Origin of the sequence: Paenibacillus sp. FSL K6-2862, from assembly GCF_038005125.1 — a bacterium.
In the GTDB taxonomy this organism is placed as follows: Bacteria; Bacillota; Bacilli; order Paenibacillales; family Paenibacillaceae; genus Paenibacillus; species Paenibacillus illinoisensis_A.
The window spans coordinates 1,313,999-1,328,169 of record NZ_JBBOSN010000001.1 but is presented as its reverse complement, the minus strand read 5'-3'; the positions used below and the strand labels follow the sequence as shown (position 1 = coordinate 1,328,169).

Here is a 14,171-nt window from a genome sequence, read left to right as displayed (position 1 = left end):
CTATTTTGGATTTATAACGAATGCCACTTAAACGTTCTCGACGTAATCAGCATTCCGATTTTTCGGTACCTGTACATTGTTCAGAACTGCTCCGAGAATCCGAGCATTTACATGTTCGAGATGTGCCTTTGCCTTTTTGACCAAGTCTTTCTTCACCTTGCCTGCACTTACGACAAGAAGGACGCCATCGCACAATGAACTGATAATCAAAGCATCCGTCACTGCCAGAACTGGCGGAGTATCAAATAGAATGACATCGTATTCTTCCTTTAGACTCTCCAGCAGTGCTGTCATTTTACGGGAACCCAACATCTCGGAAGGGTTGGGCGGAATCGGACCAGAAGAGAGAACATGCAATCCTTCCACATCCGTTTCTCTCAATACTTCCGTCACTTTATATTGACTCGACAATACACTGGTCAGCCCTACATGGTTGGGCACATTAAACATGCGGTGCACGGCAGGTTTGCGCAGGTCCGTATCCATAAGCAGAACCTTTTTCCCTTCCTGTGCATAGGTCACGGCCAGATTTCCGATCGTTGTGGTTTTACCTTCACCCGACAAAGCTGAAGCGATCATGATCGTTTGAATCTGACTATCAATGGATGAAAATTGGATGTTGGTTCTCAGCTTACGATAAGCCTCAGATGAACTGGACTTGGGATTAGCCATTGTAACTAGGCTTCCTTTATCATTGGTTAACCGTGGCATACTGGCCGTCACCTACCTGTTTTTGTGATGTTGTCTGTTTGGAGCTGCGGACTTCTTCCTTTTTGATTTTGGAAATGACAGCGAGTGCTGGAATTCCAAGCTCTTTCTCCAATTCATCTTCGGTTTTCAACGTATCATCCAAGTATTCCAAGAGGAATACAAAACCTACTGCCAGCAGAAGTCCTACGAGAAAGCTGATCAGGATATTAACGGTTGGATTTACATTGATGGGTCTTGACGATTCCGTGGGTTTGGCTTCACTTAGAATGGTTACATTATCCACTTTCATAATTACGGGGATTTGGGACTCAAACACTTTAGCAACGGCGTTAACTGTTTTGGCCGCTTTTTCCGAAGACAAGCCAGTAGCGGTTAAACTCATAACCTGGGATTCATTCGCTGTAGTTACCGAGATGTTTTGTGCCAGTTGATTGCCGTTCATGCCTAGATCGGGGTATGTAGCAGCTACTTTGTCGAGGATTGCTGAAGATTTGATGATTTCCATATACGAGTTAATCACTTTAATGTTAGTTTGAATGGACCCAATATCCAGACTGGGAACACCCTCTGCGTTATATGCCTGATTGACGATCAATTTTGCGTTCGCTTCATAAATGGGGACGGTAAAAAAATAATTTTTGACACCTGCTCCAATGCAAGCAACTGCAACAAAGGCTACGATGATCCAAATTCGCTTGCGTAAAATTTGCATGTACTCTTTCAGTTCCACCTTGTATTCCTCCCATTCAATTCGGCGATTATGATGACATTCTATCGATCTGACTGCTTACCAGAACAACAACCTGCGTTTGAGAACCTTCGGTTTTTCTTGCTCTATGTCTATACTTTGGTTGTTCCATAACGACCAAGCATTATTTTTTAAGCGTGCAACCAGTTCTTTGCCAAACCTGCGGCCTAGCTGCTCATATGCAGCATTCATAGCAAAGGAACGAATATGAATGTCATGAGCGTCTGATGAAATGAAATGAAACGGGTTTTCTTTGCAAAAATGAAAACACCATTTCTGAACTTTTCGTCCGAAAAGTCCTATGATGGACTGGGCCGTGAGCTGAATCAGTGCGCCCTGATGAATGTATTCAACCAATAGTCCAGGATTATTCTGGATTGGGTGATTCCTTTCGGGATGAGCAATGATAGGTACGATACCGGCTACTTTAAGTTCATGAAGTATTCCGGTGAACTGCGAGGGAATATAGCCAAAGGGCAATTCCAGCAACATGTAACGACTCCCGGCAAGTGTGCAGCATTTGCCTGCGTGTAAGTCTCGAATCAGAGCTTCATGAACCCTGATCTCCTGTCCGGGGCGGATCTCCAAGCGAATGTTGCGTTTGCGAAGCTCTGCACGAAGCAGTCCCACTGCCTGATTGACCACAATCGGTTCATTATTGTAATGCCCGTTCAGGTGATGCGGAGTTGCAATGATCGAGGTAACTCCCGAGGCTGCCGCCTTCTGGGCCATGTCGATGGACTGTTCCATGTGAACCGGACCATCATCAAGACCTGATAAAATGTGGCAGTGTATTTCAACCATATCCAAACTTCCTCAATGTATGATCCCCCTCGCCCTTTTATTCATCGCGCAAAATGCTTTTGGTGTTAAAGAACTAATGCATAACGCTATGAAATATAGTAAAATGGCGTTAAGTACTTGCATGTTCAGAAAATGTTTAGAATTTGTCAGGCTTCATATGGTAAAATCGATGTAATGATAGGTTTTCTGCAGGTCCGGTTGTTCCGCTGCCTTTTCATAGGCAAATCGGGATACCGTAGGAAACTGCACGTCACGAAGCATCTGATTTAACTGTCCAGTTATATATAGTGTCTGCTCTTGCTGAATATGCAGGCTTGAATGATACAATGTAAGCTCGCCGAAGGGCTGTTTCCATTGCAAGCTTGCCTGAAGCCTTAAACATACTTGGCGATCTTCTACATCCAAACCGATCAACATCGTTGACGATACCGGTAAAACCAGGTCACTCAGGAAAGTAATCGCTTTTGTATCCATCCCAAGCAAGAGAACGGGACGTCGTTTGCGGTCTACTGTCTTACCCTGAAACTCCTGAATGTACATATGGACATTTAATTCTAGATCGGCCCATTCCTGAATCACTGAATTCATCGTTTCATTCCTTTAGAATGGATTAGCCTTCAAGTGTTGCCATTATTCCTTCTCACAGGTATATTGCATAGACAACTTGGAGACACTTAAATTATTCCAAATGATACATTTTGTAACTTCCATACGTCCAATTTACGATACAAATTGTATCATGTCAAGCAGTATTTGGACATGGTTCTTTTGATTTACGACAATATGAGATGTCCTTAGACAGACCTATTTCAGATATAGGTCTGTCCAAGCGTCATCTTTTTGCAGGAAAGCTGCCCTGATCAAAAAATAGCTCAGGATTGGTTTAATATATTTGACATGGCGTTCAGGGGGAAAAGCGTATGAACTACGGAAATCGCATTGCTGAATTAAGGGAACAGCGGGGACTTACTCAAGAAGAACTTGCGAGCTCCATTCATATTACCAGGGCCGCTCTCTCCCATTATGAGAAGAATCGACGCAAACCGGACTTTGAAGTATTAACCAGGCTTGCTGATATTTTTAATGTATCCATTGATTATCTCATAGGGCGTACGAAGCAGAGCGATGTGGTTATGGATGAGGATGTTCGAGAATTTGTGGACTCGCTTGAATTATCAGATAAGGAAGTGTTGGATCGCTTCGATCTGATGATCGATGGTAAACCCTTAACAGAAGAAGAGGCACGTCGTTTTATTGCTTTTGTCCGAATGGAACGCAGTATGGATTAACTCCAACAAAGGAAGACCCAGTCCCGAGTAGTCATCTTTTCGGTTCCTGGGTTTTTTTGCGTCTTAACTCCTTCTAATACATATTTGTGTATGATCCTGGTTATTAGTGCTCATTGTTGACGGAGGATATGAACTCGTTCCAACGCTCCGGGTCGATTCCGCATTGCAGTAAAACCTTCTTGATGTCCATCTCGGTTGCTTTCACTTGTTTACCTGTCGGCTTAAGTTCGCCCCTGTTTGGATTCTTCATATTCATTCCGCTAACCTCTCTTATCTATATATACTTTCTCTGCACTCCAAAACTAGCCTTATTATACTTGAGAAAGTTCCTCAATGTTGTCGTCTCATGGCGATAGCGTTTTTGGTACGGGTTCTAATTTTGTCGAAACACAAATAGGAGCTCTACAGCGCCTCATCGGCAGCCATAAAGCTCCTATTAATTCTTCATACAACCCATTCACGCAATCCTGTTAAAAGAGGGACTTAACCTCCCGCACGTGCAAGCTCACGCATATTGGCTTCAAATGCTGCCAGCAAAGCTTCCTCTCCCGTCAAGCCTGTCGCCTGAACACGTTCGATCTGCTCTGTCATCCGTTTGAAGTCTTTCGGAATAACCCGAACGAACTGGTTCACAGAATCCTGCCAGTTATCCAAAATACGCTCACCTGCAGCACTGCCTGTATAAGCCACATGACGTTGAATCATGCCGCGCAGGTCTGCACTTTCCGATACATCTTCAATCCGCTCCAAAAGAACCATTTCCAGGTTACAACGCTGCAGGAAAGTGCCTTCCGGATCATATACGTAAGCAATACCTCCGGACATCCCGGCTGCAAAGTTACGACCTGTATCGCCCAGAACGACGACACGTCCGCCGGTCATATATTCACAACCGTGGTCACCCACACCCTCCACAACGACTTTTGCACCCGAATTCCGTACGGCAAACCGTTCACCTGCAATCCCGCGAATATAAGCTTCACCACTGGTCGCTCCATACAGAGCCGTGTTACCAATAATGATATTATCCTCGGCTTTGAACGTTGCTTTCGGAGAAGGCATAACAATTAGTTTACCTCCTGATAATCCTTTACCAACGTAGTCATTGGAATCACCTTCAACGGTCAGGGTCATCCCTTTAGGTACAAAGGCCCCGAAGCTTTGTCCGGCAGAGCCGACAAACTTGAATTGAACGGTGTCTTCCGGTAGTCCAGCAAGACCATATTTCCGTGTAATCTCACTACCCAGAATCGTACCTACTGCCCGGTTAACGTTCGTAATCGGAAGAACAGCCTCAACCGGTTGGCCAGATTCGATCGCAGGTTGAGCCAACGTCAGCAATTGCTGCATGTCGAGCGTCTCTTCCAATTGATGATTCTGGTGCTGTGTACGATAACGTGCAGAACCTTCCGGCATCTCAGGTACATGCAGCAGCACAGACAGATCCACACCTTTTTTCTTCCAATGATCTACTGCCTGAACCGTTTCAAGACAGTCTGTACGTCCAACCATTTCCTGAATGGTACGGAAACCAAGCTCAGCCATAATTTCGCGTACATCTTCAGCGACAAAACGCATGAAGTTCACAACGTGAGCCGGATCACCCATGTAATTTTTGCGCAGCTCCGGATTTTGCGTTGCTACACCTACCGGACATGTATCCATCTGACAAACACGCATCATGATACATCCCAGTGCCACGAGTGGTGCTGTGGAGAAACCATACTCCTCCGCTCCAAGTAAGGCAGCAATCGCAAGGTCACGACCATTCAACATTTTGCCATCCGTTTCCAGAACAACACGGTCACGCAAATTGTTCAGCATCAGCGTTTGATGTGTTTCGGCAAGACCAAGCTCCCAAGGCATACCCGCGTGACGGATCGAACCTTGTGGAGATGCACCCGTACCGCCGTCGTATCCACTTACGAGGATAATATCGGCACGACCTTTGGCTACACCTGCGGCTATGGTACCTACGCCGACTTCGGAAACCAGCTTCACGTTGATTTCCGCACGTGGATTCGCGTTTTTCAGATCATAGATCAACTCAGCCAAATCCTCGATAGAGTAAATGTCGTGATGCGGTGGCGGTGAGATCAGACCCACGCCAGGTGTTGAACCACGAACCTCAGCAACCCAAGGATATACTTTACGTCCTGGCAGCTGTCCACCTTCACCCGGTTTCGCACCTTGTGCCATTTTGATCTGGATCTCGTCAGCATTTACGAGATAGTTCGACGTAACACCGAAACGTCCGGATGCAACCTGTTTAATGGCACTGCGCCGTGAATCACCGTTGCTATCTTTAATGAAGCGAGCCGGATCCTCCCCGCCTTCACCTGTGTTTGATTTACCACCGACACGGTTCATAGCGATCGCCAAATCTTCGTGTGCTTCCTTACTGATGGAACCGAAGGACATCGCACCTGTTTTGAAGCGGCGCATAATACTTTCAACGGATTCCACTTCCTCCAGCGGAACTGCCGGCCCTGCCGGTTTCAGTTTCAGCATGGAACGAATCGTCAGCAACTGATCATTCTCACCCTGCACCAGTTTGGCATACTTTTTGTACAGGTTGTAATCGCCTGTGCGAACGGCGTGTTGTAACGTATGAATCGTTTGCGGGTTGAACAGATGTTCCTCCCCGTCATTACGCCACTGATATTCACCGCCTGAATCCAGCACTTTGTCATTGCCGTCTTTGTCCGTAAAGGCACGATTATGGTGAGTCAGCACCTCTGCTGCCACTTCTTCCAGACCAATACCACCGATCCGGGATGGCGTCCAAGTAAAGTAACGATCAACGAAATCAGACTTCAGGCCAACCGCTTCAAAAATTTGAGCGCCCCGATAGGACTGAATTGTCGAGATTCCCATTTTGGACAATATTTTAATAACGCCTTTGGTTGCGGCTTTAATGTAGTTTTTGACAGCTTTCTCATGCGAGATGCCGCGCAGCAGCCCTTGCTGAATCATGTCATCCAGTGTTTCGAATGCCAGATAAGGGTTCACGGCACTTACGCCGTAGCCCAGCAGCAATGCGTAGTGATGAATATCACGAGGCTCTGCCGATTCCAGCAAGATGCTGACTTTGGTTCTTGTACCCTGACGGATCAGGTGGTGATGCAAACCTGCCACTGCAAGCAGTGCAGGAATGGCCGCATTCTCCGCATCCACGCCGCGGTCAGACAAGATCAAAATGTTATGACCTTTGTCGATGACACGGTCCGCTGCTTCAAATAGCAGATCCATTGCTTTGCGCAGTCCTTCCGCACCTTCTTTGGCCGTGAAGAAAATCGGGATGGTCATCGAACGGAAGCCTGGACGGCGCACGTGACGAATTTTCGCGAAATCTTCATTGGACAATACCGGTGTATCCAGACGAATCTGGCGACAGCTCTCCGGTTCAGGATTGAGCAAGTTGCGCTCTGGACCAATCGTTGTAGCCGTAGACGTGACGATCTCTTCACGGATGGCATCAATTGGTGGATTGGTTACCTGTGCAAACATTTGTTTAAAGTAGTTATACAAACGCTGCGGACGATCCGACAGCACTGCCAGTGGTGCATCATAACCCATGGAACCCGTAGCTTCCATGCCTGTGGATGCCATTGGCTCCAGGACTTTGCGCAGTTCCTCAAATGTATATCCATAGGCCAGCTGAAGCTGGGTTACGTTATCGTGTTTTGGATCTGGAAGTTCCGGCGCTTCCGGCAGTTCATTCAGATCCATCAAGTGCTCATCGAGCCACTCCTGATACGGATTCTCGGCTGCAATTAGAGCTTTTACTTCCTCATCCGAGATGATGCGTCCTTCTTTTGTATCCACGAGCAGCATGCGACCTGGACGCAAACGATCCTTATACAGAATTTCTTCCGGAGCAATATCAAGGACCCCGACTTCAGAGGACAAAATGATACGATCGTCTTTCGTTACATAATAACGTGCAGGACGCAGACCGTTACGGTCCAGTGTTGCACCAATCTGCAGACCATCCGTAAAGGCCATTGCTGCCGGCCCGTCCCACGGCTCCATCATCGTGCTGTGATATTCATAAAATGCTTTTTTGGCCGGATCCATTCCCTCATCCGTGCTCCACGGCTCAGGAACCATCATCATTGCCACGTGTGGCAAGGAACGTCCGCTCAAATACAAGAACTCCAGTGTGTTATCAAACATCGCCGTATCCGAACCGTCCGGGTTAATGATCGGCTTCACTTTGGAGATGTCGCTACCGAACACTTCGCTCTCAAACAGCGATTGACGTGCGTGCATCCAGTTCACGTTACCACGCATCGTATTGATCTCACCGTTGTGGATCATGAAGCGATACGGGTGGGCACGCTCCCAGCTCGGGAATGTATTGGTACTGAAACGGGAGTGTACTAATGCAATCGCCGATTCAACCAGGTCCTCTTGCAAATCCAGGTAGAACTGTCCAACCTGCTCGGTTGTCAGCATGCCTTTGTAGACAATTTTACGACAGGACAAGCTTGGCAGGTAGAACGAACCGCCTTCTTTCTCATCAGCCGAATATCGGATCGCCAGCTCAGCACGTCTGCGAATCACATACAGCTTCCGCTCGAACGCGAGCTCATCGTTGATATCCGTAGATCTGCCAATGAACACCTGACGCACATAAGGCTTCGCAGCCAGGGCGGAACGACCAAGCATCTCATCAAAGGTCGGCACATCCCGGAAACCGAGGAATGTCTGTCCTTCTTCTTCAATGATTTTCTTCAGGCTCTCCTCGTGAGCATGACGAATCTCAGGATCCTGAGAAAGGAACAGCATTCCCACGCCATACGCTCCCTGCTCTGGCAGCGCAAAGCCGAGGCGCTCTGCTTCCTGTGCAAAGTAACGATGTGGAATCTGAATCAAAATACCGGCTCCGTCACCGGAATTCGGCTCACTGCCCTGTCCCCCGCGGTGCTCCATATTACTAAGCATGGTCAGTGCCTGGCTAACGATATCGTGTGAAGGTACTCCTTTGATGTTGGCAACAAAACCCATTCCGCATGCATCTTTTTCGAACTGTGGGTCATACAAACCCTGTTTAGGAGGTAATCCGATGTGTCTCATGGAACGCAACCTTTCTATAATGAAGTATTTCGGAAAGATCAAGAACATAGGCAACAAGCAACAATGAAACGGGAGGAGCGGGCCTATAAGTTGAGAACCCTGCTGAATAATCGGGGTGACCACAATCGGGTCATTGGATTTAGAGTACTTCTGCTGCTGGAGAAGAAGTCATTCTTTCGTAGTGCTTCCGGATGAGCCGGTAAAGAGCACAATTATAATTACTCGCAGTCGCTGGCACGACCGCTGATATGGAGCGACGTTTTTTGATATAGTTCTATTATTTTAACACCGACCTAACATCAGCGCAATTTAAACTTTTTAATACCTCTGATAAGAAATGTTTTGCAGTACAGCTTTAGTGTAATGACGTTTAAATTCATCTCTTTTTCGAATAATTATACACATTTTAAGACAGAGTACAACTGATTTTATCTGCTGACAAAAGAAAAACATTCCATATGCAGCCTGCGTTTCTGCTTAATATCACCAAATTCCCATTCCGTTTTCGTGCAAAATGCATCCCGAACATGCATTTGTATACAAAAAGAGCCTGTGGCCCATTTTGGGGTCACAAGCTCTTTGCACTTTTTGACTACTATGTTGCATAATTTTGATACTGGTTAACAAACTTTATTTTTCCAACCAAGCCATTACTCTGCATTACTTCAGACTTATGCTGTCACAACTTGACCCGATTCGGCCGAATCAGTCATTTCAGCTTCTTTTTTCGGACGACGGCCACTCCAGAGGAAATACGCCAGCGTCAACAGAACGGATACCCCTGCATAGATGGCCAGGATTCCAGCCTGATGCCACATCACATCGAAGTTGCCACTGGATACGACTGCTTTGAAGCCCATAATGCTATGGGTCATCGGTAACCATGGGCTAAATGCCTGGAGCCAGGACGGAATCAGTTCTACCGGGAAGGTTCCTGCACTTGCCGCAAGTTGGAATACCAACAGCAGGATAACCACATAGCGTCCGGGCAGATCAAGCCAGGTAACAAGCGCCTGAACAATCAACATGAACGTCAGCCCCGTAATAATTGTGAACAGATAGAACAGTCCTACACTGTGCGTTTCCAGACCAAGACCATACAGCATAAAGCTCGCAACGATAACCGATTGGAAAATGCTCATGGAACCAAATACGAGTGTACGGCTTACAAAACGGCTCCAGCCGGATGCGCCCGGTACGGATGTATCACGCATTTTCAAAATAATGGTCGAGATAAGAGATCCGACAAACAGTCCAATGGACAGGAAGAATGGCGTCAATCCTGTACCGTAATTGGACACGGATTCTGCTTCATTCTCAGCCGAGTTAATCGGTTCAGCAAACATGTTGACCACATCATCAGTCTTTTTCACTTCAGACGTTTTCTGAGCAGCATCATTCAGCTTGGTTGCCAGTTCACTTGAGCCGTCTTTAAGCTCAGTCAAACCATTCGCCAATTCGCCTGCACCATCACCAAGCTGTTTGGAACCGTCTGTTAGCGAACTCACACCACCGCTCAGCTTGCCAACGCCGGTTTGCAAGGCACTTGTGCCTGTGCCAAGTTGTTTGGCCCCGTTCACCAGCTGAGTGCCTCCGCTTGCAGCTTCACCCAACTTGCCGCTAAACTGCTTCAGGCCGTCAGAGAGCTTCGCTCCGCCTTCGCTAAGCTGATTGGCTCCAGCCAGCAGCTGCTGCTGTCCATCAACCAGCTGGTCGGCTCCAGCCAGCAGCTGCTTTTGTCCGCCGTGAAGCTCTGTCGCACCTGCTGCAAGCTGCTGGTTGCCCTCGTGAAGCTGATTGGCACCTTGCGCCAGTTTCTGCTCGCTCTCGTGCAGCTGCGCGCTGCCTTCTGCCACAGCCTCACTGGCTGCCAGCAGCTTCTGAACGTCCTCACTTGCAGCCAGCTCCGGATTAGATGCAGCCAGCTGTTTCAAACCATCCGCCACACCTTGGGCACCGTCCGCAACTTTACTGCTTCCATCAACGGCAGACTGTAAGCCTGACGCCAGAGTTCCACTACCCTGCACTGCACTTTGCAGGCCTTCAGACAGCTTCGCACTGCCTTGTTCGGATGATAGAAGACCTGCCTGCAGCTTGCCTGTACCATCAAGTGATGATTGAAGACCTGCCTGCAGCTTGTCACTGCCATCTTTTAACTGGTCTGCTCCGCTTTGAAGCTGATCCGAGGCCGCAGCCTGAAGCTGCTGAAGACCGGATACCAGACTGGTTGTTCCGCTTTCCAGCTTAGTGGCCCCGGTATGCAGTGCATCAACACCATCGCTCAATGGGGATAGTCCATCCTGAAGCTCCAGTGTTCCGGATGCCAGTTTGGCCAAATTGTCTTTCAGCTTGACCGCACCATCATCCAGTTTGCCTGCCCCCGTATTCAGTTCGCCCGCACCATCGCCGGCTTCCGCCAGTCCGTCAGATACTTCGGAGAACTTGTCGAGCAGCGTTTCGGCATAAGCCTCTGTCACCTTGGCAGATACTTTCGCCTTAAGATCCTTGATTGCCGTCTTGCCGATCTGTGCACCTACGAAGCTGTAATTGCCGTTCGGTTCGTAGATCAGTTCAGCAGGCTGCGGTTGATCATCCAGCAGCGTGGTGGCCTGGGATGAGAAATTTTCAGGAATCGTAATTTGCATATAGTACTTGTCGTTCTGCATACCCTCTTTGGCTTGAGATGCATTAACGAATTCCCATTCAAAATCTTTATTTTTCTTCAGCTCATCCACCAGATCGTCGCCCACCTGCAAGGATTTGCCTTCAAGCTCTGCTCCCTTGTCGAGGTTGACGACAGCAACCGGCATCTGGTCAACATGACCATATGGGTCCCAATAGGCAGCCAGATAAATGCCGCTATACAGGATCGGAATAAACATTACTGCAATGACGGGGATCAACACCTTCGGGTTTCTCACGGCCGATCCCACATCCTTGAAAAACACGGATAAAGATTTCATGTCTTTTTTCTCCCCTAACTCTCTGCTTCACGAGCAGGAACTAACTTAATGTAAATATGTGAATAAATACAGAAATTTGCTGAAATACGAACTGACCACTTTCCTCAAACGGTCAATTCAGAACAAAAAAACAAACCTGCCTCTCGGCAAGCCTCACTGCCTTCATGGAAAAAGACACTCCATATTCTCCCTATATTATAGTAGAGAAATTTGGAAACTACATGATGGCAGCAATTCCTTCCATTAAGAAAAGACGAAAGTAATTTTTGATTTCCTCTTTGCTGAGCGGTTCGTGCTGTTTATTCCAATCCGAGGTGAGTGCAATATACAGACGGATCATCATAAAGGCCACGACTTGCGGATCACAATCCCGAATCTCACCGCTGTCTCTGGCTTTCTCCAGCTCCTTGGACAAGAAATCGGAAATGACCTTCTCCACCTTGTCCAGACCCTCCTTGGCCTGAAGTGTTCCAAAATCCTTAAGTTCCTGGGATAGCTTCACCAATAAATCATGATCACGTCGGAATTCCAGCAATGAATCCAGCACACGAAACAGGTTATCAAAAAAGGCACTCTCTTGATGTACTTCACGATGGGCAATATTTTTCATTTCCTGGATCACTTCCACCAGAATCTGATCAAACAGCTGCTCCTTGTTCGTAAAAAAAGTGTAAATTGTCCCTTTGCCTACATTCGCTATCTTGGCTACCTGATCCATCGTGGTAGCTTTGTATCCAAACATGGCGAACGACTGAGCTGCTGCATGAATGACCTGCTGCCTCCGGTCAATCGGAGCCATCATATCCCCTCCTTCACTAATCTTCACTTGCAAAATGACCAAAAATACAATTTGGTCACTTGGTCAAAACTTACATTAACACCTTCGTCAACAGATTGCAACCCTAACATTTCAAAATTGTGTTAATTTATTTTAACCGAAATGCAGTGGAAAGTGATTCATTCGTCGTCTATAGTGTATGATGGTTCCAATAATACGGATTAAACGAAGATGGACTGTCTCAGAACATCAACTTTCGTGTAAATATTTATGGAATGAACATGATTTTCCGTTTCGCTGTATATTCATGTATTGAAGGGTACGGCAGAACGGTGAACTTATCAAATTTAAACTTATGAATAAAGGTGAACTCATGCGAAAACCAAGAGTGCTCTTATTATCCGAAGGTTTCGGCACCGGTCACACCCAGGCCGCACATGCGCTGGCAAGCGGCATCAAAAAGGTTAGTCCACACGTCCATAGCCGCGTTATCGAACTTGGCAAATTCCTGAATCCGACGGTGGCTCCGCTTATTTTTTCCGCCTATCGAAAAACATTATCCGTCCAGCCCAAACTGGTCAGCATGCTGTATCGGACACAATATAATAAATCGTTGAACGGATTTACCAAACTCGCCTTGCATCGGATTTTCTATACTCAAACGGCGCAGGTCGTATCCCAGTTGAAGCCGGATGCCGTAATCTGCACCCATCCGTTTCCGAATGCGGTCATTTCAAGACTGAAACGGCAAGGGCTGAACATACCACTGTATACGGTCATTACGGATTACGATGTGCACGGTACATGGATCAATCCTGAAGTAAACCAGTATCTGGTCTCTACCCCACAGGTTAAGGCATTACTTGAGATTCGGGGAGTCGACCCCTCTCGAATTCAGGTTACGGGAATTCCCGTGCATCCTGATTTTTGGGAAGCAGGTGACAAAGTACGGCTGCGTCAGGAAATGGGGCTTCAGGATATGCCTACGGCACTGCTTATGGGCGGTGGATGGGGGCTTTCCTTTGATGAAGAACATATGAAACTATTAACCTCCTGGGCTGATCGGGTGCAGCTTGTATTCTGCCTTGGAAGCAACGAGAAGATGATCTCCAAGATGAAAGAGATGGCTTGCTTCCAGCATCCGAACATCCGCATTCTCGGTTACACAAGGGAAGTCAGCAAGCTGATGGACGTATCGGACGTCCTTATTACGAAACCGGGCGGCATGACTTGCACGGAGGCTCTGGCCAAAGGGCTGCCGATGTTGTTTATTCCACCACTTCCAGGCCAGGAAGAAGAGAATTGCGAGTATTTTGTACAAGCCGGATACGGTCAGGTGATACATTCAGCAGACGTCATTACCACTAGGTTCAGAGAACTGTGTGACCGGACAAAAGCACCAAATGAAGCTGAAAGTCAGCTGAAAGTTGTACGCAAACCGTGGAACAGACCATCCTATGATCCGAAGTCTTGTGCACAGGCTGTTCACGAATTATTGTGTCCGGCTGCAGCCGACTTCCCCTCCACGCCCAAGGAACGCTTCAAGGCCGGAATTCCTGCCACGACGCTGTCAGGTACCAGAATTCCTTTTTAAAGCCTCTAAGGGCCCTTAGAGCTCTTCTAGGAGGGTGTTGAATGCGGATAGACATGTCTTATGATTAACATCAACTCATTTGAAACGAAATGGATACAGAAAAGGTTCCCTTCTCATTTTGGAAGGGAACCTTCTTCAATTTCCTTTAAAATAAACGTATGTTTTACCAGAAAAAAGGGTAATTTAAAGGAAAGAGATCCAT

Annotated in this window: 11 protein-coding genes; 3 read left to right on the top strand and 8 right to left on the bottom strand. The window is 47.2% G+C overall.

Annotated elements, in window-relative coordinates:
- Window positions 1-27: 27 nt before the first annotated feature.
- The 4 genes from MHB82_RS06005 to MHB82_RS05990 form a co-directional block, all read right to left on the bottom strand.
- Entirely contained in the window at window positions 28-711 is a 684-nt protein-coding gene (locus tag MHB82_RS06005) for a CpsD/CapB family tyrosine-protein kinase (protein WP_095360708.1), read from the bottom strand.
- Complete coding sequence (locus MHB82_RS06000) at window positions 692-1,441, bottom strand: YveK family protein (protein WP_095360709.1); 750 nt, start codon at window positions 1,439-1,441, stop codon at window positions 692-694. Before MHB82_RS06000 ends, MHB82_RS06005 begins: the two co-directional genes overlap by 20 nt.
- 57 nt (window positions 1,442-1,498) lie before the next feature.
- On the bottom strand, window positions 1,499-2,263 hold the full coding sequence (locus MHB82_RS05995; protein ID WP_095360710.1) for a tyrosine-protein phosphatase: 765 nt from the start codon (window positions 2,261-2,263) through the stop codon (window positions 1,499-1,501).
- 153 nt (window positions 2,264-2,416) lie between these two features.
- Window positions 2,417-2,851, bottom strand: a complete 435-nt coding sequence (locus MHB82_RS05990; protein WP_095360711.1) for a hypothetical protein — start codon at window positions 2,849-2,851, stop codon at window positions 2,417-2,419.
- Window positions 2,852-3,183: 332 nt separating this feature from the next.
- Between MHB82_RS05990 and MHB82_RS05985 the strand changes: the two genes are divergently transcribed.
- Window positions 3,184-3,552 (top strand): helix-turn-helix domain-containing protein, encoded by a 369-nt coding sequence (locus MHB82_RS05985; RefSeq protein WP_095360712.1) that lies wholly within the window; start codon window positions 3,184-3,186, stop codon window positions 3,550-3,552.
- Between the two features lie 103 nt (window positions 3,553-3,655).
- On the opposite strand, the gene MHB82_RS05980 is transcribed toward MHB82_RS05985, so the two are convergent.
- Together MHB82_RS05980 and gltB are read right to left on the bottom strand one after the other, a co-directional pair.
- On the bottom strand, window positions 3,656-3,808 hold the full coding sequence (locus tag MHB82_RS05980; protein WP_176476133.1) for a hypothetical protein: 153 nt from the start codon (window positions 3,806-3,808) through the stop codon (window positions 3,656-3,658).
- Between the two features lie 227 nt (window positions 3,809-4,035).
- Complete coding sequence (gene gltB, locus MHB82_RS05975; RefSeq protein ID WP_341174141.1) at window positions 4,036-8,634, bottom strand: glutamate synthase large subunit; 4,599 nt, start codon at window positions 8,632-8,634, stop codon at window positions 4,036-4,038.
- Here gltB and MHB82_RS05970 point away from each other — a divergent pair.
- Window positions 8,626-8,829, top strand: a complete 204-nt coding sequence (locus MHB82_RS05970; protein WP_146239850.1) for a hypothetical protein — start codon at window positions 8,626-8,628, stop codon at window positions 8,827-8,829. The genes gltB and MHB82_RS05970 overlap by 9 nt on opposite strands.
- A gap of 476 nt (window positions 8,830-9,305) precedes the next feature.
- Here the strand turns inward: MHB82_RS05970 and MHB82_RS05965 are convergent, their stop codons facing one another.
- Together MHB82_RS05965 and MHB82_RS05960 are read right to left on the bottom strand one after the other, a co-directional pair.
- A complete protein-coding gene (locus MHB82_RS05965) occupies window positions 9,306-11,597 on the bottom strand; it encodes a YhgE/Pip domain-containing protein (RefSeq protein WP_341174140.1) in 2,292 nt (763 codons plus the stop codon).
- Between the two features lie 217 nt (window positions 11,598-11,814).
- Entirely contained in the window at window positions 11,815-12,396 is a 582-nt protein-coding gene (locus tag MHB82_RS05960) for a TetR/AcrR family transcriptional regulator (protein WP_341174139.1), read from the bottom strand.
- Window positions 12,397-12,748: 352 nt separating this feature from the next.
- Between MHB82_RS05960 and MHB82_RS05955 the strand changes: the two genes are divergently transcribed.
- On the top strand, window positions 12,749-13,969 hold the full coding sequence (locus MHB82_RS05955; RefSeq protein WP_095360716.1) for an MGDG synthase family glycosyltransferase: 1,221 nt from the start codon (window positions 12,749-12,751) through the stop codon (window positions 13,967-13,969).
- Window positions 13,970-14,171 lie beyond the last annotated feature (202 nt).

What these genes read in the sequence shown, in the direction of transcription:
- MHB82_RS06005 (WP_095360708.1), bottom strand. Translation starts at nt 711, where the DNA reads ATGCCACGGTTAACCAATGATAAAGGAAGCCTAGTTACAATGGCTAAT.
- MHB82_RS05995 (WP_095360710.1), bottom strand. Translation starts at nt 2,263, where the DNA reads ATGGTTGAAATACACTGCCACATTTTATCAGGTCTTGATGATGGTCCG.
- MHB82_RS05990 (WP_095360711.1), bottom strand. Translation starts at nt 2,851, where the DNA reads ATGAATTCAGTGATTCAGGAATGGGCCGATCTAGAATTAAATGTCCAT.
- MHB82_RS05985 (WP_095360712.1), top strand. Translation starts at nt 3,184, where the DNA reads ATGAACTACGGAAATCGCATTGCTGAATTAAGGGAACAGCGGGGACTT.
- MHB82_RS05980 (WP_176476133.1), bottom strand. Translation starts at nt 3,808, where the DNA reads ATGAATATGAAGAATCCAAACAGGGGCGAACTTAAGCCGACAGGTAAA.
- gltB (WP_341174141.1), bottom strand. Translation starts at nt 8,634, where the DNA reads ATGAGACACATCGGATTACCTCCTAAACAGGGTTTGTATGACCCACAG.
- MHB82_RS05965 (WP_341174140.1), bottom strand. Translation starts at nt 11,597, where the DNA reads ATGAAATCTTTATCCGTGTTTTTCAAGGATGTGGGATCGGCCGTGAGA.
- MHB82_RS05960 (WP_341174139.1), bottom strand. Translation starts at nt 12,396, where the DNA reads ATGGCTCCGATTGACCGGAGGCAGCAGGTCATTCATGCAGCAGCTCAG.
- MHB82_RS05955 (WP_095360716.1), top strand. Translation starts at nt 12,749, where the DNA reads ATGCGAAAACCAAGAGTGCTCTTATTATCCGAAGGTTTCGGCACCGGT.